The 24,665-nt window shown below is 42.8% G+C and carries 19 protein-coding genes and 4 pseudogenes; 10 read left to right on the top strand and 13 right to left on the bottom strand.

Annotated features, from left to right (window positions below; translation table 11 throughout):
• Positions 1-51 precede the first annotated feature (51 nt).
• Complete coding sequence (locus JCM10512_RS16165; protein WP_044164727.1) at positions 52-588, bottom strand: HDIG domain-containing metalloprotein; 537 nt, start codon at positions 586-588, stop codon at positions 52-54.
• Between the two features lie 74 nt (positions 589-662).
• Here JCM10512_RS16165 and JCM10512_RS16160 point away from each other — a divergent pair.
• Positions 663-1,822: pseudogene (locus JCM10512_RS16160) on the top strand (exo-beta-N-acetylmuramidase NamZ family protein).
• Here JCM10512_RS16160 and JCM10512_RS24210 read toward each other — a convergent pair.
• The 4 genes from JCM10512_RS24210 to JCM10512_RS16150 form a co-directional block, all read right to left on the bottom strand.
• The gene (locus JCM10512_RS24210; RefSeq protein WP_244437243.1) at positions 1,811-2,263 is read right to left on the bottom strand and encodes a hypothetical protein; all 453 of its coding nucleotides are present in this window, start codon (positions 2,261-2,263) and stop codon (positions 1,811-1,813) included. The pseudogene JCM10512_RS16160 and the gene JCM10512_RS24210 overlap by 12 nt on opposite strands.
• The gene (locus JCM10512_RS24205; RefSeq protein ID WP_244437241.1) at positions 2,260-2,514 is read right to left on the bottom strand and encodes a metallophosphoesterase family protein; all 255 of its coding nucleotides are present in this window, start codon (positions 2,512-2,514) and stop codon (positions 2,260-2,262) included. Before JCM10512_RS24205 ends, JCM10512_RS24210 begins: the two co-directional genes overlap by 4 nt.
• Positions 2,515-2,537: 23 nt before the next feature.
• The gene (locus JCM10512_RS24200; RefSeq protein WP_244437239.1) at positions 2,538-3,167 is read right to left on the bottom strand and encodes a fibronectin type III domain-containing protein; all 630 of its coding nucleotides are present in this window, start codon (positions 3,165-3,167) and stop codon (positions 2,538-2,540) included.
• 73 nt (positions 3,168-3,240) lie between these two features.
• A complete protein-coding gene (locus JCM10512_RS16150) occupies positions 3,241-4,134 on the bottom strand; it encodes a transporter (protein ID WP_044164726.1) in 894 nt (297 codons plus the stop codon).
• A 142-nt stretch (positions 4,135-4,276) separates the two neighbouring features.
• Here JCM10512_RS16150 and JCM10512_RS16145 point away from each other — a divergent pair, with 142 nt between their 5' ends.
• The 3 genes and pseudogenes from JCM10512_RS16145 to dnaA all read left to right on the top strand — a co-directional run bounded on the left by JCM10512_RS16145 (position 4,277) and on the right by dnaA (position 8,214).
• The gene (locus tag JCM10512_RS16145) at positions 4,277-5,548 is read left to right on the top strand and encodes an N-acetylmuramoyl-L-alanine amidase family protein (RefSeq protein WP_044164725.1); all 1,272 of its coding nucleotides are present in this window, start codon (positions 4,277-4,279) and stop codon (positions 5,546-5,548) included.
• A gap of 8 nt (positions 5,549-5,556) precedes the next feature.
• On the top strand, positions 5,557-6,450 hold the full coding sequence (locus tag JCM10512_RS16140) for an MlaD family protein (RefSeq protein WP_044164724.1): 894 nt from the start codon (positions 5,557-5,559) through the stop codon (positions 6,448-6,450).
• A gap of 352 nt (positions 6,451-6,802) precedes the next feature.
• A pseudogene (dnaA, locus tag JCM10512_RS16135) lies at positions 6,803-8,214 on the top strand (chromosomal replication initiator protein DnaA).
• Positions 8,215-8,284: 70 nt separating this feature from the next.
• Here the strand turns inward: dnaA and JCM10512_RS16130 are convergent.
• Positions 8,285-9,025, bottom strand: coding sequence for an NADPH-dependent oxidoreductase (locus JCM10512_RS16130; protein WP_044164723.1), 741 nt, complete (start codon positions 9,023-9,025; stop codon positions 8,285-8,287).
• 285 nt (positions 9,026-9,310) lie between these two features.
• On the opposite strand from JCM10512_RS16130, the gene JCM10512_RS16125 reads away from it, so the two are divergent.
• The 4 genes and pseudogenes from JCM10512_RS16125 (at position 9,311) to folB (ending at position 16,164) form a co-directional block, all read left to right on the top strand.
• On the top strand, positions 9,311-11,854 hold the full coding sequence (locus tag JCM10512_RS16125; protein WP_044164765.1) for an adenosylcobalamin-dependent ribonucleoside-diphosphate reductase: 2,544 nt from the start codon (positions 9,311-9,313) through the stop codon (positions 11,852-11,854).
• Positions 11,855-12,032: 178 nt separating this feature from the next.
• Positions 12,033-14,713 (top strand): annotated as a pseudogene (locus JCM10512_RS16120) (4-alpha-glucanotransferase).
• A 74-nt stretch (positions 14,714-14,787) separates the two neighbouring features.
• Positions 14,788-15,759 carry a glycosyltransferase gene (locus JCM10512_RS16115; protein WP_044164722.1) on the top strand — a complete coding sequence of 324 codons (972 nt, stop codon included), beginning with the start codon at positions 14,788-14,790 and terminating at the stop codon, positions 15,757-15,759.
• 33 nt (positions 15,760-15,792) lie between these two features.
• Positions 15,793-16,164 (top strand): dihydroneopterin aldolase, encoded by a 372-nt coding sequence (gene folB / locus JCM10512_RS16110; RefSeq protein WP_044164721.1) that lies wholly within the window; start codon positions 15,793-15,795, stop codon positions 16,162-16,164.
• A gap of 232 nt (positions 16,165-16,396) precedes the next feature.
• Here folB and JCM10512_RS16105 read toward each other — a convergent pair whose 3' ends face one another.
• The 4 genes from JCM10512_RS16105 to mtaB are packed head-to-tail and all read right to left on the bottom strand — an operon-like array spanning position 16,397 to position 20,181.
• Positions 16,397-16,915 carry a methylglyoxal synthase gene (locus JCM10512_RS16105; protein ID WP_044164720.1) on the bottom strand — a complete coding sequence of 173 codons (519 nt, stop codon included), beginning with the start codon at positions 16,913-16,915 and terminating at the stop codon, positions 16,397-16,399.
• 5 nt (positions 16,916-16,920) lie between these two features.
• Positions 16,921-17,955, bottom strand: coding sequence for a glycosyltransferase family 2 protein (locus JCM10512_RS16100; protein WP_044164719.1), 1,035 nt, complete (start codon positions 17,953-17,955; stop codon positions 16,921-16,923).
• 1 nt (position 17,956) lies between these two features.
• Positions 17,957-18,859 (bottom strand): lysophospholipid acyltransferase family protein, encoded by a 903-nt coding sequence (locus tag JCM10512_RS16095; RefSeq protein ID WP_044164718.1) that lies wholly within the window; start codon positions 18,857-18,859, stop codon positions 17,957-17,959.
• Positions 18,860-18,861: 2 nt separating this feature from the next.
• Positions 18,862-20,181 carry a tRNA (N(6)-L-threonylcarbamoyladenosine(37)-C(2))-methylthiotransferase MtaB gene (gene mtaB / locus JCM10512_RS16090; protein WP_044164717.1) on the bottom strand — a complete coding sequence of 440 codons (1,320 nt, stop codon included), beginning with the start codon at positions 20,179-20,181 and terminating at the stop codon, positions 18,862-18,864.
• Positions 20,182-20,291: 110 nt separating this feature from the next.
• Here mtaB and JCM10512_RS16085 point away from each other — a divergent pair.
• Both JCM10512_RS16085 and JCM10512_RS16080 read left to right on the top strand, forming a co-directional pair.
• Positions 20,292-21,966: pseudogene (locus tag JCM10512_RS16085) on the top strand (long-chain fatty acid--CoA ligase).
• Positions 21,967-22,123: 157 nt separating this feature from the next.
• Complete coding sequence (locus tag JCM10512_RS16080) at positions 22,124-22,339, top strand: hypothetical protein (protein ID WP_044164716.1); 216 nt, start codon at positions 22,124-22,126, stop codon at positions 22,337-22,339.
• 518 nt (positions 22,340-22,857) lie between these two features.
• On the opposite strand, the gene JCM10512_RS25250 is transcribed toward JCM10512_RS16080, so the two are convergent.
• The 3 genes from JCM10512_RS25250 to JCM10512_RS16070 all read right to left on the bottom strand — a co-directional run.
• On the bottom strand, positions 22,858-23,226 hold the full coding sequence (locus JCM10512_RS25250; protein ID WP_500778530.1) for a fibrobacter succinogenes major paralogous domain-containing protein: 369 nt from the start codon (positions 23,224-23,226) through the stop codon (positions 22,858-22,860).
• Positions 23,184-24,149 carry a hypothetical protein gene (locus tag JCM10512_RS16075; protein WP_148298436.1) on the bottom strand — a complete coding sequence of 322 codons (966 nt, stop codon included), beginning with the start codon at positions 24,147-24,149 and terminating at the stop codon, positions 23,184-23,186. The genes JCM10512_RS25250 and JCM10512_RS16075 overlap by 43 nt, the downstream gene beginning before the upstream one ends.
• A partial coding sequence (locus tag JCM10512_RS16070; RefSeq protein WP_044164714.1) for a BACON domain-containing carbohydrate-binding protein occupies positions 24,077-24,665 on the bottom strand: 589 nt, incomplete at its 5' end. The genes JCM10512_RS16075 and JCM10512_RS16070, both read right to left, overlap by 73 nt.

Raw genomic sequence — 24,665 nt, 5'->3', positions numbered from 1 at the left:
AACTTCATCAATTATACGTGAGAATCGTGGTTATTTAATTATTTTTTAGTGCTACGCAAAGAGCTTACACCACTCGTCAAAGCGGCAAAGGCCTTCTTCTCCATATTTTGCAATGCTTTTCCGAGCCTTTTCAATCGTTTTCTCTTCGTCAAGATGAGTCTTCGAAAAGAATTTATCAGCGAAACATATCAATTGTTCCTCTAAACTAACCGGAACCATTTCTCGATGAGGTACAGGAAGCTTTTGTTCAATGATTTCGTGCAATGAAAGTCCGGCACCTGTATGGCGTTCACAAACTAGCGCATGCCTATCTAACCCTTCGCTACGCATTAAATCAGCTCCCAAATATCCATGGCAAATATAAGGATGGGTACCAAAGCAGTAGATAGAAGGTGCCTGTGTCAGGAATATCCCAATATCATGGAGCATGGCGGCTTCTTCCACAAACTTGCGATCAATAGCCAATTCCGGATGCCTGTCCGCTATCTCTAAAACCTTTTTGGCTACAGAATGACTATGCACCATTACTATCTTCTTTAGCTCATTATTCTGCGGATAGTATTTATTTATTATCTCAATCGGATTCATACTTTCTCTTTTATTCTTGTTCGCTTGCTAATAAATGAATATTTTTGTGCAATATTACCTAAAATAGTACCGATATGCAAGTGAGACCTTTTTTCGTTATCAGTTTTCTATTGGCTCTGCTATTCTCATCAAACTCTTATGGAGTTGTGACAACCGGAGCGGAACGTATCGATAAATACTTGCCCTTACTTCAAGGCAAACGGGTAGGATTGGTGATTAACCATACCTCGATTGTCGGACCGACCCGGACTTGTTTACTCGACTCCTTACTTCAATTAAACGTAAATGTAGTCAAAGTGTTCGCACCTGAACACGGTTTTCGCGGAGATGCCGATGCCGGAGAAACAGTCAAAGATGGTAAAGATAGTCGAACGGGAACTCCTATTACCTCCCTCTACGGAAGCAATAAAAAACCAACGAGTAATCAATTAAGCGATTTGGATATAATTGTGTTTGATATACAAGATGTGGGAGCACGGTTTTACACCTATATAAGTACGATGTATTACGTCATGGAGGCTTGCGCCGAAAACCAAAAAGAAATGCTTGTGTTGGATCGCCCTAACCCTTGCGATTATACGGACGGCCCTGTACTAAAGCCCGCTTATCAAAGTTTTGTCGGCATGCTCCCCATTCCCATATTGCATGGTTGTACAGTCGGAGAACTTGCACGAATGATCAACGGAGAAGGATGGCTTACTACAAAAGAGAAATGTCGGCTAACCGTTATTCCGGTAACAGGTTGGAAACACGGTCAGGCCTATTCCCTACCCGTCAAACCTTCGCCTAACCTTCCGAACGATCAGTCCATCCGCCTATATGCGTCCTTATGTCCTTTCGAAGCAACTAACATCAGCGTGGGGCGTGGTACACTTTTCCCCTTTCAGGTTATTGGAGGCCGCAGCAAAAAGTATGGAAACTTCACCTTCACACCTCAATCTTTACCGGGCTTTGATAAGAATCCGCTGAACAAAGGCGTGTTATGCCACGGTGAAGATCTACGTAAGACAGAAGACGTTAAGGGTTTCACACTCCGCTTTTTCCTTCAATTCTACCGCCTTTCCGGTGAAGGGAGCGCATTCATCTCAAGGGCACGTTGGTTTGACCTATTGATGGGAACCGACTCAGTGCGAAAAGCGATTCTTGCCGGCAAATCAGAAAAAGCCATCCAAGCCGGTTGCAAAAAGAACTTGAGGCCTACAAACTTATGCGAATGAAATATCTATTGTACTGATGAGTGGCGTTTGCGCCATTCGGTGACTTTCTGCTCATAAGCTTTAGCTTTCTTTCCGGTCAGCCAAGGGATATCGAGTATCTCAGGAATGTTCTTTGCGCCATCTATCACCTCGATACCAGCCTTCGTTTTGATAAGACTGACGTCATCATAAAGCGAATCATTTTCTAAGAAAGCGCGCATCCGAAGGGTATCGCCTTCTACATTCACCGTTTGATAGAAACGATGATTCGTTCCATAACGATCGTAACGATCACTTATCCACAAGCGATATTCTTTGGGGGATGCGTGGCTGACGAGATAGAGCGGTGTTGTCATTTTCCCATCGTCTGTTTTGTTAGTCATGCGCGCATAATTATGCTCATGCCCTTGAAGTACAAGATCCACCCCATATTCACGAAACAGAGAATCAAACATCCAACGTACGGTTAGATTGTTCATTTTCCCCTTAATGGAATAGACGGATGATGAAGCATGACAATCTTCCACTTCTTCGTTGACTTTTTCAACGTATTCTCCAACCACTCACGCTGGGAAAACATAAACCAAGGATCTCGATTACTATCTAAGGTGATAATCGTGGCATCTTTATAATCGATAGAATATACATTATTGTCTTTATATCGCGATTCGAGCAAATAGGATAAGACATAAGCAAAACGCTTCTCTAAGACACGGGTCAGTCCCTTCACATATTCATGATTGCCCGGAGAAATTAGCAAGGTTTATGAGGGGCTATCGAATCAACGCTCTGATAAGCTTCCTCCCAGTAACAATTCATTGGACGTTCGGCGAAATCACCGGCGAACATATAAAAGTCTACAGCGGGATAACGGTGACGGACATTCTCCATGAATTCGCGAGTCTTCCCACGCAAAGTGTCTTGCACATCGCCAATAAAGACAAAAGAGAAATGATCGGTAGAGTCCGGTTGCATAGTAAACGAATACCAGGGAGAAGCCATCTCATCATTACACACCCGATAAGAATATGATTTGCCATAAAGCAATCCGCGAAACTTAGCCCAGTTTGCATATCCAAACCCACCAAGTGTACGTAGAAACTTAGAAGAACCATCTACAAAAATCGTATCGCCGGACCCTATGCGCGTATACTCCAATCGAGCCTGCTTGGAAACTCCCCCACAAATCCAACTGACGTTCCGCGATAGTTCGCCACTATTTCCAAAAGTCAAAATTACCCGTTGAGGTTCATCAGAGAGGACATACCTTACTTCAGGGATGTTGTAAAACCAAGTCTTCCAACGTATCTTACAAAGAACTCCACCAGCTATTAATATCAATAAGAGTAGTCCGCAACCAATTTTTATTTTGCTTATTTTCATGGCTATTACCTTAGTGAAGGCAAATATAAAAATAGTGTTCTAAAATTCCGGTAATATGACCCTTTTTAACCTTTCATTGAACTTCTCTTTTTCTCTTTTTCCACAATTGCCAGCTATTAATGATATTCTGCCATAAAACATACGATCCCGGAGCGACAGAAGACAAAGGATCTAGATAAGTATGAGCCATCCAAATAGCAAGAATCGTATTCTTTTGACCCAATGCCTGCCCTCCACTAATGCGATCATTATAAATACTTCCAATCGTTTTTCCTAAAAAGAACTGAAGACAACAAGCTACTAAAGCCCCCAAAGCGATAAAAAGTTCGGTATGCCCATCACCCGGATTGTTTATTAATGAGAAGAGCGTCTGCGCGGTAACAATAGCCAGAGAAACAGCCCATAGATAAAATGCGATTTCGTGGAATCCCAACAATTTATGATGAACCTTGGGGAGTAGTTTTTCCAATAACCAAGCAACTAGGAAAGGGCAAATAAGTAAAGGGAAGACTTTGCCTAAAATTAGAAGAAACGAAGCCCAGAAATTGATATCAGGATGTACTTCAATTAAAGGGAAGAAGATGGGCACAGCCAGAGCCGCTCCAACATTCCCGATCAATGTATAGGTTGTCAAACTTGCAGCACTACCGCCCAATTTCGAGGTGATCACTGCAGCGGCTGTAGCTGTAGGGCATATGATACAGACCATTACACCTTCGGCTACGATTTTATTAAAGCGATACAACAGTAAATAAACGCACAAAGCACCTACTATTTGAATCAGCAGCAACCAAAGATGAAGAGGTTTGGGTTTTAAGTCACTTGTCGATACTTTACAAAAAGTAAGCAGCAACATAACAAAAATCAAATAGGGTGTCAAAAAGGAAAGCTCCATAAACAACGGATAACCAATAGCACCCGTCAACATCGCAATAGGAAGCGTCCAATTCTTCAATAACTTAAGCATTGCTATACATTTTAACTTCAAACGACAAAGTAACACAGATTTCAGGATAAAATCGATGACTAAACCGAAAAAAACACAAAACTTAAAAGCAAAGCATCAGTTTTCTGCAAATTTCTACTACATTTGCATATTAAATTAGAATATGAAGTCCAGTAAACTGTACATATTACACCTATCTCTTTGCTTCTGGCTAGTTGCTTCGCCTTTTTGCACCACTAATTTATGGGGTAAAGACTTCGTGGTAGTCATAGACGCCGGACATGGTGGACATGATCCCGGAGCTATCGGGAAGACCTCCAAAGAAAAAAACATTAATTTAAATGTTGCTTTAAAGTTCGGCAATCTCATTAAACAGAACTGCAATGACGTGAAAGTGATTTATACACGAAATAAAGATGTATTTATTCCTTTAAATCGTCGTGCGGAGATAGCCAATAACGCGAATGCCGATCTATTTATCTCGATACACACCAATGCATTAGCTAATAATCGAACAGCCAAAGGTGCATCCACCTGGACTTTAGGACTTGCTAAATCCGAAGCGAACTTAGAAGTAGCCAAACGAGAGAACTCTGTAATCCTCTATGAAAGTGATTACAAAACACGATACGCCGGCTTCAATCCGAATTCTGCCGAATCGTATATTATTTTCGAGTTCATGCAAGATAAATACATGGAACATAGCGTGCACTTAGCGTCACTCATTCAGAAACAGTTCCGTCAAACATGCAAACGGGTAGACCGGGGTGTACACCAAGCAGGGTTTCTTGTGCTAAAAGCAAGTGCCATGCCTAGTATCCTAATCGAGCTAGGCTTTATATCAACCCCCGAGGAAGAAAGGTATTTAAACTCCGAAGAAGGTACCGCCACAATGGCAAAAGGAATCTATCGGGCATTCTTAAATTACAAACGGGAACATGAGCTGCGCCTGACCGGAAGTAGCCGAACAATAATTCCGAGTGAGACAGAAGAGCTTGCTACTATCAGCACGCCCGAAATAATTGAAGCGGATTCAGATACGCAAGTAGTAGAAACTCCCCGCGAACCATTGATTGCTGCTAACAAAACTCAAAGAACAACCTCCAGATCATCTACCAACAAGAACCGGCCTACCGTTGTTGAGAGTGCGGCGAATGATAGCGAAATTCTGTTCAAGATACAGATACTCACATCGTCTCAGCCATTATCCAAGAATGACAAACGCCTGAAAGGTTTAAAGGATGTTGAGTATTACAAAGAAGGAGGAATCTTAAAATACACCTATGGAGCTTCTCCCGATTACAATCAAGTGCTACGAACGAGAAGAAGCATAGCCACACAATTTAAAGATGCCTTCATTATTGCTTTCCGCAATGGAGAGAAGATGAATATCAATGAAGCAATATCCGAATTCAAAAGAAGAAGAAATAAATAAAAGATAAGATGAAGTACATAACAAAAGAAGTTAGAATAGGAATCGCAGGCATTATCGCCTTATGCATACTCATTTATGGGATCAACTGGTTGAAAGGCATACATATGTTCCAACCATCAAGCTATTTTTATGCAAAATTCGAGAATGTCAATGGCCTAACGAAATCTAGCCCTGTATTTGCAGACGGAGTTCGGGTCGGTATCGTACGCGATATTCTCTATGACTATACTAATCCCGGCAATGTCCTTGTCGAAGTTGAACTAGATACAGAGTTGCGTATCCCCAAAGGAAGCTCGGCCGAATTAGTCGCCGAATTGATGGGAGGAGTACGCATGAATATTCTTTTGGCTAACAATCCGCGAGAAAAATATATGGTTGGCGATACCATACCGGGGACCTTAAATAACGGAATGATGGAAAGCGTTGCGGAACTGATGCCGGAAATAAAAAACATGTTGCCTAAAATGGACTCGATACTTACCTCCCTCAATACAATTTTAGGAGACAAAAGCATTCCTGCTACGCTGCATTCTGTCGAAAAGACAACAGCCAATCTGGCAGTAGCCAGCGCTCAAATGAAAAACTTGATGAGCAAAGATATCCCGCAACTAACTAACAAGCTCAATATCATCGGCGATAACTTTGTTGTCATCAGCAACAGTCTCAAAGAAATTGACTATAAGGCGACTTTTCAGAAAATAGACGCGACACTTTCTAACGTAAAAACAATTACAGAAAAATTAAACAATAAAGATAACACGGTCGGTTTACTACTTAACGATCCGAATTTATACAACAACTTAAACGAGACTACTGCCAATGCAGCCAGCTTGCTCGAAGACCTGAAAGCGAACCCTAAACGATATGTGCACTTTTCACTTTTCGGCAAAAAAAATAAGTAGTCATTTTTGCCTTATATAGATTTCATCTAAATAAGCGCCTAAGGGTAATAGCAACAATAATGCTTTGCAAAGTCAGTCTACATAGTAAAAGTTATATTATTAGCCTAACTGGTTTTCATTGAACAAATGAGGATATTTTAATGACAAAACCCTTATATACAGAGGCTTATTAAAAAACAAACAGGCACAAGAGTGAGTCTTCACACTCAAAACACTTAAGTAGCTGAATGTAAACCGATTATTGATTTTACGGAAAAAGCAAGAAAAAAGAAGATTTGTTTTTTTCAAATAAGATTCCCAATTTTGCAATCGTAGAAGTTTTGCTTAATTTAATAAATGTATTAAAGTCACTATGATTAAATCAAATCATGTTGTACTTTGGAACCGCTGTCTCGAAATTATTAAAGACAATGTTCCTGAGACGACATATAACACTTGGTTTGCCCCTATTGTCCCCCTAAAATTCGAGGACAAAACGCTAATTGTACAAATACCCAGCCAGTTTTTCTATGAAATACTGGAAGAGAAATTTGTCGATTTACTTCGTAAGACGCTCTACAAGGCTATTGGCGAAGGAACCAAGTTGATGTACAATGTTACTGTAGACAAAACTTCAATTCCCAATCAAACAGTAAATCTTGAGGCTAGTAATCGCTCAACCGCTATTACGCCTAAAAACATAACCGACGGCAATAAAGCCCCTGGCTTTTTTAAAGCCCCGGCTGTGCAAGACTTAGATCCACATCTAAACCCGAACTACAACTTCGAGAATTTCATCGAAGGGTACAGCAATAAATTATCAAGAAGTGTAGCAGAAGCAGTTGCACAGAATCCTGCGGGAACAGCTTTTAATCCGCTATTCCTTTATGGAGCTTCCGGCGTAGGGAAAACACACCTTGCCAATGCCATTGGAACCAAAATCAAAGAATTACATCAAGGTAAAAGAGTACTCTATGTTTCAGCTCATTTATTTCAGGTGCAATACACTGACTCGGTACGTAACAATACCACCAATGACTTTATAAACTTCTACCAGACCATCGATGTATTAATTATTGATGACATACAAGAATTTGCCGGAGTTACCAAAACGCAAAACACGTTCTTCCATATTTTCAATCACCTACACCAAAATGGCAAACAGTTAATACTAACATCCGACCGTGCCCCGATCTTACTCCAGGGGATGGAAGAAAGGTTATTAACCGTTTTAAATGGGGGATGGTAGCTGAGCTTGAAAAGCCCACTGTAGAGCTCCGCAAGAATATACTCCGCAACAAAATACATCGTGACGGTTTACAATTTCCACCGGAAGTAATCGAGTACATTGCAGAGAATGTAAATGAGAGCGTTCGTGACTTGGAAGGAATTGTAATTGCCATTATGGCGCGTTCTACGATCTTTAATAAAGAGATCGATCTGGATTTAACACAACATATCGTACGCGGAGTTGTCCAGAATGAAACGAAAGCCGTAACCATTGACGACATTCTAAAAGTAGTATGCAAACACTTTGATCTCGAAGCGGCTACCATACATACAAAGTCACGAAAAAGAGAAGTGGTTCAAGCCCGGCAGATCGCCATGTTCTTGGCCAAGAAGTACACCGATTTCTCAACCTCGAAGATAGGTAAGTTTATTGGAAATAAGGATCATGCAACTGTATTACACGCCTGCAAAACGGTGAAAGGACAGATTGAAGTTGACAAGAACTTCAACAGTGAGGTGAAAACAATCGAAGCTACTCTCAAAAAGAAAGCGTAATTAAGTATAAGATGTAAATCACATATAACTGTAAAGCAGGAATTTACATCTTACACTTAATCCATTTGTTCTAAAGAAAACCTTGTTGACGAAGAACTTTCAATAAATTCTCAGACATAAATTCATTATCCTTCTTGGTATAACGTACATCTGTAAAAACCTGAGCCAGCGTTTCTTTATTATTCTCTTTTATAAATTGCTTGTTTTCCGGAAGTGACTCCTTTTCAGCATACAAACGATTGATATCTTCTGGAGTATAATCATGATAAACCTCTTCATGAACCGCTGCCTCCAATGGAAGGCGATCTACTTGTGCAGGCATACCATCAGGATAACCAACGGTTATGGTTGTGATAGGAAACACTAATTCCGGTAAATGAAGCGTATCAATTATCATCTGAGGATTGTAAGTTGTAGTCCCGATGTAGCAAATACCCAAACCAACCTCCTCTGCCAACGTACAAAATGTCTGAGTTACCAATAAGGTATCCATTGTCGCATTCATAAATGACATTAGGTTATTATATCCGGGGAGTGCATTTCGTTGTTCACACCACAGACTAAAACGACGAAAATCCGCACAAAATGTAAGCACAACAGGAGCACCTTTCACCATGGGCTGATTAAAATGAGCTGGCGACAATTTAGCTTTCATCTCCTCGTCACGGGTAACAATCACACTATAAAGTTGCATCCCCCCCGTGGTAGAAGCCCTGAAAGAGGTTTCAAGCAAATCATTTAACAAATCAGGCGCAATATCTTTCTGCTGATATTTCCTAATAGTCCTTCGGTTCTTTACTGATTCAAACATGTCTTTTTTTTGCAAAGATACAAAAAAGCCATATTATATTATTATATCGCTAAAATATTATAATTTTCTTTTTGGAAAACTTTATCGAGTGAACAATATTATAATTTAATTGTTTATCAGCAAGTTACCATTATTAAATAGACAACTTGCAGTAAGCCAATAAAATAATTCATTTTTATTTTGATAGTTTGAAAAACATTATTAGCTTTGCAGTCGCATTTATTAGCGGTAAGTAAACTTCTACAAATTACTTATTTAATAATAAATTCAAAGATATACAACATCGTGGAAAAGCAAATTTATTCTTATGATGAAGCCTACGAAGAATCTTTACGATATTTCCAAGGCGATGAGCTTGCAGCCAGAGTTTGGGTAAACAAGTACGCAGTTAAAGACTCTTTTGGGAACATCTATGAAAAATCTCCGGAAGACATGCACTGGAGAATAGCAAACGAAATTGCTCGTGTAGAATCCAAGTACCCCAATGCTTTATCAGCCAAGGAACTATACGATTTATTAGATCACTTCAAGTACATCGTTCCTCAAGGAAGTCCTATGACCGGAATCGGAAATGATTATCAGGTTGCCTCCTTATCCAACTGTTTTGTTATTGGTGTTGACGGTGCTGCCGATTCATACGGAGCAATCATCAAAATCGATGAAGAACAAGTACAATTAATGAAAAGACGCGGTGGTGTAGGACATGACCTTTCTCATATCCGGCCCAAAGGTTCTCCGGTTAAAAACTCTGCCCTGACATCCACTGGACTAGTTCCTTTCATGGAACGTTATTCCAATTCCACGCGTGAAGTTGCGCAAGATGGACGCCGTGGTGCATTAATGCTCAGTGTATCTATCAACCATCCGGATTCGGAAGCTTTTATCGATGCTAAAATGACTGAAGGTAAAGTGACCGGAGCCAATGTATCCGTCAAGCTGGATGACGCATTTATGGAAGCAGCTATAAACGGCAAGCCTTATATACAAAAATATCCGATCGATGCTGCCAATCCCACTTTCACCAAAGAGATAGAAGCAGCTACGTTATGGAAGAAGATTGTACATAACGCATGGAAATCGGCCGAACCCGGAGTACTCTTCTGGGATACGATCATTCGTGAGTCCGTTCCCGATTGTTACGCTGATTTAGGCTATAGAACGGTTTCTACCAATCCTTGCGGTGAAATTCCTTTGTGCCCCTATGACTCTTGCCGCCTGTTGGCTATCAACTTATATTCGTATGTTGTAAACCCATTCAGACCCAATGCTTACTTCGACTTCGAATTATTCAAAAAGCATGTTGAGTTAGCGCAGCGCATCATGGATGATATTATCGATCTGGAACTAGAGAAGATCGAACGCATCATCAACAAGATTGACGACGACCCGGAAAACGAAGAAGTAAAACGGTCGGAGCGCGTATTATGGGACAAAATATACAAGAAGAGCGGACAAGGACGTCGTACAGGAGTTGGTATTACTGCCGAAGGAGATATGTTAGCAGCTCTAGGATTACGGTACGGAACAGAAGAAGCTACTGAGTTCTCTGAAAATGTGCATAAAGTCGTTGCCCTATACGCCTATCGCTCTTCTGTAGCAATGGCAAAAGAACGCGGAGCGTTTGAGATTTACAACAACGAACGCGAACAAAACAATCCATTCATCCAACGTTTGGCAGAGGCAGATCCGGAGCTATACAAGAACATGAAAAAGTATGGCCGCCGTAACATTGCCTGTTTAACTATCGCTCCAACCGGCACAACCAGCCTTATGACACAAACCACTTCAGGTATTGAGCCGGTGTTCCTTCCTGTGTATAAACGCAGAAGAAAAGTCAACCCAAATGACACCAATGTACATGTTGACTTTGTGGATGAGACCGGTGACGCATTTGAAGAATATATCGTATTCCACCATAAATTTGTAACTTGGATGGAAGCGAATGGATTTGATCCGGCTAAACGATATACGGAGGAAGAAATTGACGAACTCGTTGCACAATCTCCCTACAATAAAGCCACATCTAATGATGTAGATTGGCTGATGAAAGTAAAAATGCAAGGAAGAATCCAAAAATGGGTAGACCACTCCATCAGCGTAACAATCAATCTTCCGAATGATGTAGACGAAGATCTGGTAAACCGCCTGTATGTGGAAGCTTGGAAATCCGGATGTAAAGGTTGTACGGTTTATCGTGACGGTTCTCGCTCAGGCGTCTTGATCTCGGCCAAAGCCGATAAAGACAAGAAAGACGAACTACCTCCATGCAAACCGCCTACAGTAGTAGAAGTACGCCCCAAAGTTCTAGAAGCAGACGTTGTTCGTTTCCAGAATAACAAAGAGAAATGGGTTGCTTTTGTCGGTCTATTAGACGGACACCCCTACGAGATATTTACCGGACTACAAGATGATGATGAAGGTATTTTATTACCTAAGAGTGTCACCATGGGCCGAATTATCAAGAATGTAGATGAAGAAGGAAACAAACGCTACGACTTCCAATTCGAAAACAAGCGCGGCTACAAAACCACGATTGAAGGGTTGTCGGAAAAATTTAATAAAGAATATTGGAACTACGCCAAATTGATCTCAGGCGTTCTTCGCTACCGGATGCCCATCGAGCAAGTAATTAAGCTGGTAGGTTCTTTGCAGTTGCACAGCGAAAACATCAACACTTGGAAGAACGGAGTTGAACGCGCACTGAAAAAATACATCCAGGACGGCACAGAAGCTAAAGGAAAAAGATGTCCGAGTTGCGGCAGCGAAACTTTAGTTTACCAGGAAGGCTGTCTGATATGTACCACATGCGGGTCATCTCGATGCGGATAAGCCAACAAAAAGTGTGATCACACGATATTACAGCGGGAAGTTCCAATCAACTTCCCGCTGTTTTTATATATCTCCATCTTCCTTTTCTGTATAATTTATTCGATAGCAAATAGATGATATATGAAAAGAATATCTTATACTTGCATAGTCATTAGCATACATCCTAAATCAGAAATATATGATTGTATCATTTCATATTGAATATCGTACCAGTTGGGGCGAAGAGGTTTACATCGCTAACCTGTTTCCCGAACCGGTACGCCTACACACCATTGACGGTATCCACTGGGAAACAGAAGTAGAAATTCACTCACCGGAACAAGATATAGACCTCACTTACAGCTATCAGATAGAATGCGACGGCAAGATTATACGCCGGGAGTGGGACAACTTCCCACGCACACTCCACCTATCGGGTAACTCCCGCAAAGTATACCGGATTAATGATGCTTGGAAAAATATTCCCGAGCAACTTTACCTTTACAGCTCCGCATTTACCGAATCGCTACTGGCACATCCCGATAAAGCAGAAATGCCGATGAGTTATAAAAGTGGGTTCGTAATTAAAGCCTATGCACCGCGTATCAACAAAGACTATTGTCTGGCGGTATGCGGCAACCAAAAAGCACTGGGCAACTGGAATCCGGACAAAGCCGTTCTGATGAGCGACCATAACTTTCCCGAATGGATCGCTGAGATCGATGCCAGCAAACTGAAGTTCCCGTTGGAATATAAATTCATCCTATACAATCGAAAAGAGAATCGCGCAGAGTGTTGGGAAAACAACCCCAACCGTTACGTGGCAGATCCTCTTCTGAAAACAAACGAGACATTCATAATCTCCGACCGGTATGCTCATTTCTCAATCCCCACTTGGAAAGGAACTGGAGTAGCCATTCCCGTCTTCTCTCTTAAATCAGCTAAGAGTTTTGGTGTAGGAGATTTCGGAGACCTCCAACTCATGATCGATTGGGCAGTAAGTACCCACCAAAGAGTTATTCAGATTCTGCCCATCAACGATACGACCATGACACATACATGGACGGACTCCTACCCTTACAACAGCATCTCTATATATGCTTTTCACCCCATGTATGCCGATCTATCACAAATGGGCACACTCAAGGACAAGCAGGCGGAAGCACTTTTCCGTCAAAAACAGAAAGAGATCAATGATCGTCCGGCTATTGACTATGAGGCGGTCAACCAACTTAAATGGGAATTCTTTCATCTCATATTCCGACAGGAAGGAGAAACACTTTTAGCATCCGACGCATTCAAAATCTTTTTTGAAGCAAACAAAGAATGGTTGCAGCCGTATGCCGTTTTCAGCTACCTGCGCGATGCTTATCATACACCCAACTTTCGCCAATGGCCCAAGTATACGACATATGACACCCATGAAATAGAAAGAATGTGCCGGCCGGAATCGGCAGATTACCCGCACATCTCGATTTACTACTACATCCAGTATCACCTGCATCTGCAACTGCTGGCAGCCACAAAGTACGCTCGTAAACATGGCGTCGTACTCAAAGGAGATATTCCAATCGGAATCAGCGCAACAGTGTTGAAGCCTGGACAGAGCCGCATTATTTCAACCTAAACGGACAAGCAGGTGCTCCACCCGATGATTTTTCCATAAACGGGCAGAACTGGGGATTTCCTACTTACAATTGGGAAGTCATGGAGAAAGACGGCTATCGCTGGTGGATGAAACGCTTTCAGAAAATGGCCGAATACTTCGACGCTTACCGCATCGATCATCTGCTGGGCTTTTTCCGTATTTGGGAAATCCCCATGCATGCCGTCCACGGATTACTCGGACAATTCGTGCCATCGTTACCCATGAGTAAGGAAGAGATCGAAAGTTTTGGGCTCACCTTCCGCGAAGAATATCTCCGCCCTTACATACACAATTATTTTCTCGAACAAGTGTTTGGCCCTCACACCGACTTTGTAAAACAAACATTTATAGAGCCTACGGATACAGAAGGAATTTATCGCCTGAAACCGGAGTTCGACACCCAGCGTAAAGTAGAAGCCTACTTCGCCGAAAAAGAAGACGCCGATAGCAAATGGGTTCGAGATGGACTATACGCTTTGATAAGCAATGTCCTGTTCATTCCCGACAACAAAGAATCCGGTAAATATCACCCCCGGATCAGTGTACAACATGATTACATCTATCGTTCGTTGAATGAACAAGAAAAAGATAACTTTAACAAGCTATACGATCATTACTATTATCAGCGACACAATGACTTCTGGTATCATCAAGCCATGAAAAAATTGCCGCAACTGACTCAATCCACGCGGATGCTTGTCTGTGGCGAAGATCTAGGCATGATTCCCGATTGCGTAGCTTGGGTTATGAACGAGCTTCGCATCCTTAGCCTGGAGATTCAACGAATGCCCAAAGATCCAAGCAATGAATTCGGTATTCCTAGTGAGTACCCCTACCGTTCGGTTTGCACCATATCAACTCATGATATGTCGACCTTGCGAGGATGGTGGGAAGAAGATTACCAACAAACCCAACGATTCTATAATTCCATGTTGAGACATTATGGAACTGCTCCTACCGTGGCAACACCCGAGTTATGCGAAGAAGTGGTACGCAATCATCTGAACAGCAACTCCATGCTTTGTATTCTAGCGTTACAAGACTGGCTCTCCATAGATGCCAAGTGGCGAAATCCGGATGTAAAAGAAGAACGTATTAATGTACCATCGAACCCACGCAACTATTGGCGCTACCGGATGCATCTCACGTTGGAACAGTTACTGAAAGCTGACAACCTAAACGTAAAAATCAGGAAGCTAGTAACAGAAGCGGGGCGAAATACAGATAAGTAAAGGCACGAAAAGCAACAGTTTTTTCAAATGTATAAAATAATTATACTATTTTTGTATCAAAACCAACTGCTATCATGAAAATAGTCATTGTTATAAATAGCATCATTCCGGCAATTAAATACGGAGGAACAGAAAGAGTTATTTGGTACTTAGGGCAGGAGTTACACAAAATGGGACACACCATCACCTACCTGGCTCCTAAAGGCTCCTATTGTGATTTCGCACAAATAATAGAGCGTAATCCGGCAGTGCCTGTCAGTGCACAGATTCCAGTCGAAGCAGATATCGTTCACTTTCAAGGGACTATCCCCGAAGGTGTAAACAAACCCTACATAACCACCATACATGGCAACGGAGTACCGGCCAATGCCGACCGAAATTTGGTTTTCGTATCACGCAATCATGCACAACGTTTTGGTAGCAACTCTTTCGTTTACAACGGACTCGATTGGGAAGACTATGGCCCGGCCAATTTAAAGCTGCCCAGATCCCGCTACCATTTCTTAGGAAAAGCCGCTTGGAAAGTCAAGAATTTCAAAGGAGCGATGGCAGTTACCAAAGCAATCAAAGGCGGTCAGTTGGATGTACTCGGAGGATATCGGTTTAACTTCAAGATGGGAATGCGTTTTACGTTCAGCCCTCAGATTCATTTCCACGGCATGGTTGACAACAGTGCCAAAAAAGCCATTATCGAACGTTCGAAAGGGCTTATCTTTCCGGTCACTTGGCATGAACCTTTTGGACTGGCCATTACCGAAAGCCTCTATTATGGTTCTCCTGTTTTTGGTACACCCTACGGTTCACTACCCGAGTTAGTGCCCAATCAAGTCGGCTACCTATCCAATAAGGCAAGCGAACTCATACATCATATGAAAGAAGCCGATTATTCTCCTGTAACTTGCAACGAGTACGCACGCGACCTGTTTAACTCCCAAATAATGGCTCAGGAATATCTAAAAAAGTACGAAGCTGTATTAAACGGAGAATCACTTAACCCGGAGATACCGCAGGCTATCGATATCGCACGCAACCTCCCTTGGGAGTAGTAGGCGAAAAGTCCCCTAACAGTTAGAGAAACAATGAAGATAAACAACAGCTATATATTTCTAAAAGATGTGTCCTTCTACGCTTACCATGGAGTGGCACCGCAAGAAACTAAGATTGGCAATGAGTTCGTAATCAACTTAAAGCTAAAAACGGATATCAGTCGGGCTGCGGAGACAGACGAAGTAGCCGATACAGTCAGTTATGCCGATGTGCACGCAGCCCTGAAAGAAGAGATGGCTATTCCGTCTAAACTCTTAGAACATGTATGCGGACGCATCTGCAGGCGACTCCTCAAGGAATTTCCTGCTATTGAAGAGATTGAAATGAGTTTGGCTAAACGTAATCCTCCGATGGGAGCCGATATCGAAACTGCAGGCATAGAATTGCAGGTCAGCAGAATATAAATGCAAACTCGCAATATTTACAAACCTATTTACGCACCATAAAACCCTATCTGAGAACGTTACGGGGCGAATCCCTCAGATAGCATGTCTTAGCGGATGATAATAGACTACCAAACATCCTGCATCTCAAAGAAGATAAAACGCTTGAACCAAACAAAACGCAATTGTGCCAATGTAATTGCATAGTAACGCAACAACATTGGCACAATCAGTGTATTATACTTTGTAATTACTACTTTTTCTTCTTTTTCTTGACAGATTCAACAGCCTCGTTAACCACATGCTTATCTTCAAAGCGTTTGGTATAGCCCGAATAGTCAGGATGAGTCCGTTCATATTCCGAATCCATAAACAAGGGACTGGATATAATATGGTCAGCCGTAGAGCGGTTGCAGCAGAAAACAATATTTTCCACACTAGCCAGACGAGTCAAAGCCTTTACATCCGTATCATGAGGTTGTAGCGTCATCGGGTCCGTAAAAAAGAAAAGGTAATCTATTTGCCCATCAACAATGCGCGAACCCATCTGTTGGTCACCTCCTAGCGGGCCGGATTTTAAGATCGTAAAATCCCAGCTCTCATCCGGATGCTTCTCTCGCAATGCTTCCAGAATCAATGTACCGGTAGTTCCCGTGCAATAGAACTTGTGGCCCATCAATAGTTCCGAATTCCAGAGCACCCATTCTATTAAATCCTTCTTCATAGCATCATGTGCTACCAGTCCAATACCTCTTCTAGCCTGTAGTTCCATTTTGGTTATTCTTTAAAGTCCGACAATTGAGAGAATCGTTTGCAACCTCTCCCATAAAACTGCCACAAGATACTACTTTTAATTCGTTCGGGTATGAAATTTTGAGAAGTTTTTTTCAGGTTCTCTTCACGCAAAGGCGCAAAGGAAGCGCGAAGCGAAGCAAATTCTCTTCGCGCCCGAATCACCTGCCAAGCATTACCTCCCTGCCCTTTCAGCAGAAAAGTGAGTGCAGCGATATAATCCAGACAAGCCCGTATACGCATCACTCGCTTCAATTCCTCATCCGGCAGATTTTTATAGAGCATGACAAGATTGTTACGAAAATTGAGAAAAGTCTTCCGAGGGTTCTCTTTTTTAAGCGTAGCCCCTCCCACATGATACACTACACTTTCGGGGATACAAACGATTTCCCGACTACGAGCACGCAAGCGCCAGCATAAGTCGATCTCTTCCATATGAGCAAAGAAGCGTCCGTCCAATCCGCCAGTCTCCAGGTAATCGCTCCTTCGGATAAACAAAGCAGCACCTGTAGCCCAGAATACCGGAATCACCTCATTGTATTGTTCTTCGTCAGCTTCTACAACCGAAAAAATGCGCCCCCGACAAAAAGGATATCCATAATGGTCGATAAAACCTCCGGCCGCCCCCGCATACTCAAAGAGTTCTTTTTGCCGTTGGCTTCGTATTTTGGGTTGGCAAGCAGCCACTTCCGAGTGTGTATCCAGATAAGCAATCATCGGTTCCAGCCAATGTTCCGTCACCTCCACATCCGAATTCAACAAAACGACGTATTCAGCGTCAACCTGCGCCAACGCCTGGTTGTAACCTTCAGCAAAACCATAGTTACGGTCTAAAAGGATTAGTCGAACAGCAGGGAACTCGCTCTGCAACATCTCAACCGATTTATCAGTTGAGCCATTATCCGCCACACAAACCTCTATCCCGTCGTTAAGCGAATGCTCAACTACCGAAGGCAAAAAAGAACGAAGCATTTCACATCCGTTCCAATTTAAGATGACAACCGATACTTTCTTTTCCATATTATTTTTTCGCTTCACCTTCCTCCTCCGCACGAGTCGCTTTCCATCGTTTATGCGACCACAGCCAGTAAGCCGGTTCCCGTTGAATCGTCTGTTCCAGGCGATTGGCAAACATCTCCGTTATCTCACCTTCAGCCGTTTCTTTCGGAGTTTCAGTCATTAGTTTGAACTCAGCCTCACAATATCCTCGTCGCGACTTCGTCAGTTCACAATAGAACACCGGGAAGCTCATCATCTTTGCGATGCGCTCCGCACCGTTCAGGAAAGCCGTTTCCTGTCCTAAGAAGACAGTCCAATGCTTCTCATCCCCGCTGGGCCATTGATCGGTAATCAAGCCGACCACCATCTTCTTCCCCGCACGCTTCAGCTTAATAATCTCTCGAGCCGTAGAGTGTTTGGGGATGTTATAGCCACCAAAGCGAGAACGTATCTTTTTAAAAAGCTCGTCCAGGTATTTATCGCGTAACGGTTTGTATACTTGTGCCGGCACATCTTCCGGTTTCATCACCGCACCCATGCCGATAAGCCATTCATAGTTAGCATAATGGGGAATCATCACGATGATTCCGCCGTATTTCTCCGTCAGTTCCAGGTATTGTTCGGTGTTCTTATAAGTCATTCGGCGGTAGAGATCCTCCTCCGACATATGCAGCAACTTCAAATCTTCCAGCATATAATCCGACAGATAGCGGAAGAACTTACGTTCGATCCGCAAACGCTCCGCATCCGACTTTTCGGGGAAAGAGTTTTTTAGATTTCTCCGTACTACCTTCCGTCGGTATCGTCCTACACGGTACATCCAGAAATAGTTGAAATCAGAGAAAAGATATAATACACTAAAAGGAAGGGCCGAAAAAAGCCACATTCCGCTATAGACCAACCAGTAAACGAGCCTTGATTTCATAATTAAGCCAGTACTATGCCCTTTAATGCCGTTTTATCCTCGTTAAACTCCCCTAAGCGCACGCTGACTATTTGGTTATCCAGCGAGTCATCACTCTCTACCTCCACCCGGATGTAGTTTGCCGTAAATCCATGCATCGGCGCATCAGCCTTCGGTTTCTCCATCAGTACAGCCATAGTCTGTCCGATATGACGAGCGTAGAAAGCCTGCGTTTTCTCATCCGAAAGCGTCAAAAGCGCTTGGCTACGTCTATGCTTCTCTTCCATTGACACAACATGATCGATTTTCAAAGCCTGCGTTCCGGGACGTTCGGAATAGCTGAACACATGCAACTGCGTCACATCCAGCCCTGCTATAAACTGATACGCATTCTCAAAGTATTCTTCCGTTTCGCCACGAGTTCCTACAATCACATCCACCCCAATAAAAGCATCAGGCATAACCTCTTTGATCTTCTTCACTTTCGAAGCGAACAAAGCCGTGTCATACCGACGACGCATCAACTCGAGCACTTCATCACTTCCCGATTGAAGCGGAATGTGGAAATGCGGCATAAAACGACGAGAGGAAGCAACGAACTCTATAATTTCATCCGTCAGCAGATTCGGCTCGATCGAAGAGATCCGGTAGCGTTCAATACCTTCGACCTCGTCAAGCGCCTTCACCAAATCGAAGAAAGTCTCACCCGTAGCCTTACCAAAGTCGCCGATGTTCACACCCGTCAGCACAATCTCCTTACCACCTTCGGCGGCAGCTTCCCGGGCTTGTTCAACCAAAGACGCAATCGTTCCGTTCCGGCTACGCCCACGAGCGAAGGGAATGGTACAATACGAGCAAAAATAGTCGCATCCATCTTGCACTTTCAAGAAGAAGCGTGTACGGTCTCCTCGCGAACAAGATGGGGCAAACGATCGAATATCCTTAGTAGCTGTCGCATGCGCCTCGCCCGATTCATTTTTTTGCAAATCGCCCAAGTATTGGAGAAGTTCGCCTTTCTGTTCGGCTCCCAATACCAAATCGACTCCACCGATTTGAGCAACATCACCCGGTTTTAACTGCGCATAGCATCCCGTGACCACCACAAATGCTCCGGGATGTTGTTTCACCAGCCGGTTGATAGCCTGACGGCATTTCTTATCCGCCATCTCCGTCACCGAACAAGTGTTCACAATGCAAAGGTCTGCTTTCTCTCCTTTGCGCGCGGTCCGTACCCCTGCTTCGCGCAGAAGTTTGCCAATGGTTGATGTCTCTGAGAAGTTCAATTTACAGCCCAGCGTATAGTATACGGCTGTTTTATTTTGGAATACAGTGGTATCTATCATAATCTGTTGTTACACCTAAATTTGGGCCAAAGTTACACATATTATTAGTAAAACGCTTTAGAGAATCAAAGTTTATTCCTATTTTTGCACAATTTACAAAGAAACGTGCAATGATTAAAGAGAATTTTATCAAACTCTACGAAAGCAGTTTTCGCGAAAACTGGGATTTACCTTGTTACACCGATTACGGTGAAAATGTCGATTACCGTTACGGACAAGTAGCCGAAGAAATAGCCCGGCTACACCTCCTGTTCAAACATTGCAGCCTTCGCCGGGGAGACAAAATCGCCGTTATTGGCAAAAATAACTCCCGCTGGTGCATTGCCTACATGGCAACCATCACCTATGGAGCAATCATCGTCCCCATCCTTCAGGACTTCAATCCCAACGATGTTCACCACATCGTTAACCATTCCGAATCAACGTTCCTCTTCACAAGCGACACCATCTGGGAGAGTTTGGAAGAAGAGAAGCTGACAGGCATACGCGGTGTATTCTCCTTGACCGACTATCGCTGCCTATACCAGCGTGACGGAGAAACCATACAGAAGTTCCTCCGGAATCAAGATAAAGAAATGCACGCCGCCTATCCCAAAGGTTTCGCGCGCGAAGATATCCAGTACACCACCCTGTCTAACGACAAAGTGATGCTGTTGAACTACACTTCGGGAACCACAGGATTCAGCAAAGGCGTTATGCTCACCGGCAACAACCTAGCAGGCAATGTCACTTTCGGCATCCGCACCGAGCTCCTGAAAAAAGGAGAAAAAATCCTCTCCTTCCTCCCCTTGGCACATGCTTATGGATGCGCTTTCGACTTTCTCACAGCCACAGCCGTCGGCACACATGTGACGCTACTGGGCAAAACGCCTTCTCCCAAAATCATTATGAAAGCGTTTGAAGAAGTAAAGCCCAACCTTATCATTACCGTTCCGCTGGTTATTGAGAAGATCTACAAAAATATCATTCAGCCCCTTATTAATAAGAAAGGTATGAAGTGGGCACTTAACATCCCACTGCTCGATACGCAAATCTATAGTCAGATCCGAAAAAGACTGATTGATGCTTTGGGCGGACGTTTCAAAGAAATCATCATCGGTGGAGCCGCCATGAGCCCGGAAGTAGAAGAGTTCTTCTACAAGATTAAATTCCCTTTCACCATTGGTTACGGTATGACCGAATGTGGTCCCCTCATCAGCTACGCTCCTTGGGATGAATTTCTGTTGGGCTCATCAGGCAAGATACTCGATATCATGGAAGCTCGTATATATAAGGAGAGTCCGGATTGGGAAATCGGCGAAATTCAGGTTCGGGGTGAGAACGTAATGACCGGCTACTATAAAAACCCGGATGCCACCAAAGAAGTATTCACCGAAGACGGCTGGTTACGCACCGGCGATTTAGGCACCATGGACGCTCACGGGAACATCTATATACGTGGACGACTCAAGACTATGATTCTGAGTTCGAGCGGACAGAATATTTTCCCCGAAGAATTGGAAGCCAAACTCAATAATCTGCCGTTCATTCTCGAGAGTCTGGTCATCGAGCGCAACAAGAAATTGGTAGCTTTGGTGTACGCCGATTACGAAGCTTTAGACTCTCTCGGTCTCAATAATCCGGATAATTTGCAGACAATTATGGACGAAAACCTTAAAAGTCTGAACAACAGTGTAGCCGGATACGAAAAAGTGAGCCAAATCCAGCTATATCCCACCGAGTTCGAAAAAACATCCTAAAAGAAGCATCAAAAGGTATCTATACAACAGTATTGCAGTCGATTAATGTACACTTTTAGACAGGAAAAGACATAAAAAAACAAGCTTTGGAAAAAAAAACTAAAAAAAAGTTGGCTTTAAGAGAACAACATATTGAAAAAGTACATACCTTTGCAACGTTTTAATAAAGCAATTGATTGTATTACGTTTAAAAGCAAAAGAAAATGAAAAAATTAGTTTTGATGGCAGTAGCTATCGCAGCAGTATCATTCGCATCATGTGGTAACAAAGCAGCTGACGCAGCAAAAGCAACAGCAGATTCAATCCGTATCGCTGATTCAATCGCAGCAGTAGAAGCAGCAGCAGCAGAAGCAGCAGCTCAAGCTACTGACACAACTGCAGTAGCTGATAGCGCAGCAACTGAAACTGTAGCTGAATAATTCAGAACAGCTTAAGAAATTGAAAGAGGGTATCCTAACAAGGGTACCCTCTTTTTCGTATATACCCTTTCCTCTCCCGCTGAAGTTTTATGCCGTGCCATTCGTATGCCATCATATACCCCATGGCCCTAAATGGAAAACCGCGCGAATTATCCCAATCCACGCGGTCAAAAACAAAATTTATAAAACTAAACACCAGTGTCTCACGACACCTGAGTTACTAAAGCCCTTAGGGCTAGACGGAAGAAGTCCGTAGCAACATCGCATAATAACTAAGACTTCGTTTCATCATATTAACATTCGAAAAAAGGATAGAGATTATTATATTTTCTTTCATGCATACAATCGGTTGGAAATAGGTTCTACCTTTTCCGCAAATTAAGCATGCCATACAACTGATAAGCATAGGCTGTGCAATTTCTTTCTTGCCCTATTGCTAGTATTTATTCCTTCGATGCATATGAAAGCACCGAAGGAATAAAATCAACCGAGTCGAATATACAGCTTCCGGTGTGCTTTTATTTTTCATCTACAACGCAACGGACACTAAAGCCAGACTTACGTTGACCAGCGTCATAGTGATCGCCAATTGTTGGGACCGAATCGCTAGTTTTAAAAAAATTCAGAGCATACGCATTCAAATAATAATTTTGGCTAGGCGTTGACGACCAATAGTATCCCTCTAAACTAATATTTCTTAAGGTTCCACTATTATTTACTCGGTACCCCGAATTGGGGAAGAAAACGTTCTCTTTGCTAGTAAGACCATAATTTAATTTGCGTTCACCACTAGCTCCTTCAGCAGAAGTAAGCGGAAGATTAGCAAATGAAAGCGTCGTCTCGTCTACTTTGAAGTCCGTAAATTCATTGGAGGTCGCATTCGCCATTTTTTACCATGGAGCAAACCATTTGTCCCTTTTTCTGTAAGATATCTACAAATATCACCTATGCCAGTTGAACCGGTAAGATCTGTAACTTCATAGAGATACGCACGATCTCTATGCTCTTTACCCTCTGGAACATTATATATTGTTATGGCTTCTTCAACACGCGGCCACGTAGCCCAGTTGTCATATGTAGTTTGCACTCCACCCGGTGCATAGAGATTAACATTATGTCCCCATTTCAGAGACTCCCCATCATTAGGCGCAGAAGCAATACCCCAAAGACTACCCCAGTTAAAGAAGACACCCTGATATTTTTCACGAGTTTTGACTCCTACATCATCAAAGGTTAACTTCGTGCCATCCCAATAGATATTGGAACCTGCCCAGCCACCATGTTTCTTTGGATAATATCCACCTATTATTTTAAGAGTGATTGTCTTATCAGCAAATTTCTTGGGATTATCTGTACTCTCAAATACGACATCTACAGTCCCTCTAATTCCTGATAATTCTTCTTTGATAACTGTAAATCGAACATCGGTACCCGTCGAAAGATTGGCATCACCCGTGGTTCCAACTTTCAGATTGTCTGTTGTTTGAATATTCAATAGTTTATCACTGCTCCGCTCTATTGACTTTATCCTCCAATCGGCATTACTTTTTATATTTAAAGTATACGTACTTCCATTGGAATCGTAATAAGTTTTTACGTTGGTAGATAAAGTATAATTCACATGGCGTATGAACACCGATGCTGAAACACTCCTGATACCATCAGTAGTAGTAAAGTCCAGCTTGGAGATTTTTTCCAGCGGACTCTCTTTCTCTTTCTCTGTAAAAGCGGTCGGAGTTATCGTATAAGTGTAGTTTCCCGTACCACCCGATATCGTTGTTTCACCCAATACCGGTACGCCTGTCCCCACAAAGGTTTGTAATTTCCAAAATTTGAATTGACAACACTTAAATCACGGCCTTTAGGAGACCATTTAATATTGAGCTTCTGTGATATAGTTTCGTCCATAGAGGTAAATAGTAATTCACTCACAACCTGGCCATTCGATGTAACCTCTATACTCACCTCGTCCTCTGTCGATTGATTTACAGTCAGGTATATTTTAGTATTGGCGTATTGGATATAGATATAGCCTACACGATTTTCACCTGTCTCATTAAGAGCTACCGTAAGGGTCATCGGCACTTTTGAGCCATCCTTACCCTGTGCGGCATTCATCAGTTTGTCCACCTTCAGCCAACCGGTATTTGGATCGATTGGAGTTTTCTTATCCGCTTCGGTTACTCCAACCACTTTCCATCCACCCGGATAGTCGGTCTTTATATTGACTATTTGCGGATCGCCGTTACGGTAGAACTCGAAGATGCTTCCCGGGCTGAGTGCCAGGCGATAACCACCCGACTCATTAATCTCGCCCACTTCCCCA

The organism is Bacteroides reticulotermitis JCM 10512 (assembly GCF_000517545.1).
Taxonomy (GTDB): Bacteria; Bacteroidota; Bacteroidia; order Bacteroidales; family Bacteroidaceae; genus Bacteroides; species Bacteroides reticulotermitis.
This window is presented reverse-complemented; position numbering and strand designations above follow the sequence as displayed.

What these genes read in the sequence shown, in the direction of transcription:
- mtaB (WP_044164717.1), bottom strand. Translation starts at nt 20,181, where the DNA reads ATGATAGATACCACTGTATTCCAAAATAAAACAGCCGTATACTATACG.
- JCM10512_RS16150 (WP_044164726.1), bottom strand. Translation starts at nt 4,134, where the DNA reads ATGCTTAAGTTATTGAAGAATTGGACGCTTCCTATTGCGATGTTGACG.
- JCM10512_RS16080 (WP_044164716.1), top strand. Translation starts at nt 22,124, where the DNA reads ATGAAAAAATTAGTTTTGATGGCAGTAGCTATCGCAGCAGTATCATTC.
- JCM10512_RS16140 (WP_044164724.1), top strand. Translation starts at nt 5,557, where the DNA reads ATGAAGTACATAACAAAAGAAGTTAGAATAGGAATCGCAGGCATTATC.
- JCM10512_RS25250 (WP_500778530.1), bottom strand. Translation starts at nt 23,226, where the DNA reads ATGGCGAATGCGACCTCCAATGAATTTACGGACTTCAAAGTAGACGAG.
- JCM10512_RS16145 (WP_044164725.1), top strand. Translation starts at nt 4,277, where the DNA reads ATGAAGTCCAGTAAACTGTACATATTACACCTATCTCTTTGCTTCTGG.
- JCM10512_RS24200 (WP_244437239.1), bottom strand. Translation starts at nt 3,167, where the DNA reads ATGAAAATAAGCAAAATAAAAATTGGTTGCGGACTACTCTTATTGATA.
- JCM10512_RS16130 (WP_044164723.1), bottom strand. Translation starts at nt 9,025, where the DNA reads ATGTTTGAATCAGTAAAGAACCGAAGGACTATTAGGAAATATCAGCAG.
- JCM10512_RS16165 (WP_044164727.1), bottom strand. Translation starts at nt 588, where the DNA reads ATGAATCCGATTGAGATAATAAATAAATACTATCCGCAGAATAATGAG.
- JCM10512_RS16095 (WP_044164718.1), bottom strand. Translation starts at nt 18,859, where the DNA reads ATGAAATCAAGGCTCGTTTACTGGTTGGTCTATAGCGGAATGTGGCTT.
- JCM10512_RS16115 (WP_044164722.1), top strand. Translation starts at nt 14,788, where the DNA reads ATGAAAATAGTCATTGTTATAAATAGCATCATTCCGGCAATTAAATAC.
- JCM10512_RS16100 (WP_044164719.1), bottom strand. Translation starts at nt 17,955, where the DNA reads ATGGAAAAGAAAGTATCGGTTGTCATCTTAAATTGGAACGGATGTGAA.
- JCM10512_RS24210 (WP_244437243.1), bottom strand. Translation starts at nt 2,263, where the DNA reads ATGAACAATCTAACCGTACGTTGGATGTTTGATTCTCTGTTTCGTGAA.
- folB (WP_044164721.1), top strand. Translation starts at nt 15,793, where the DNA reads ATGAAGATAAACAACAGCTATATATTTCTAAAAGATGTGTCCTTCTAC.
- JCM10512_RS16105 (WP_044164720.1), bottom strand. Translation starts at nt 16,915, where the DNA reads ATGGAACTACAGGCTAGAAGAGGTATTGGACTGGTAGCACATGATGCT.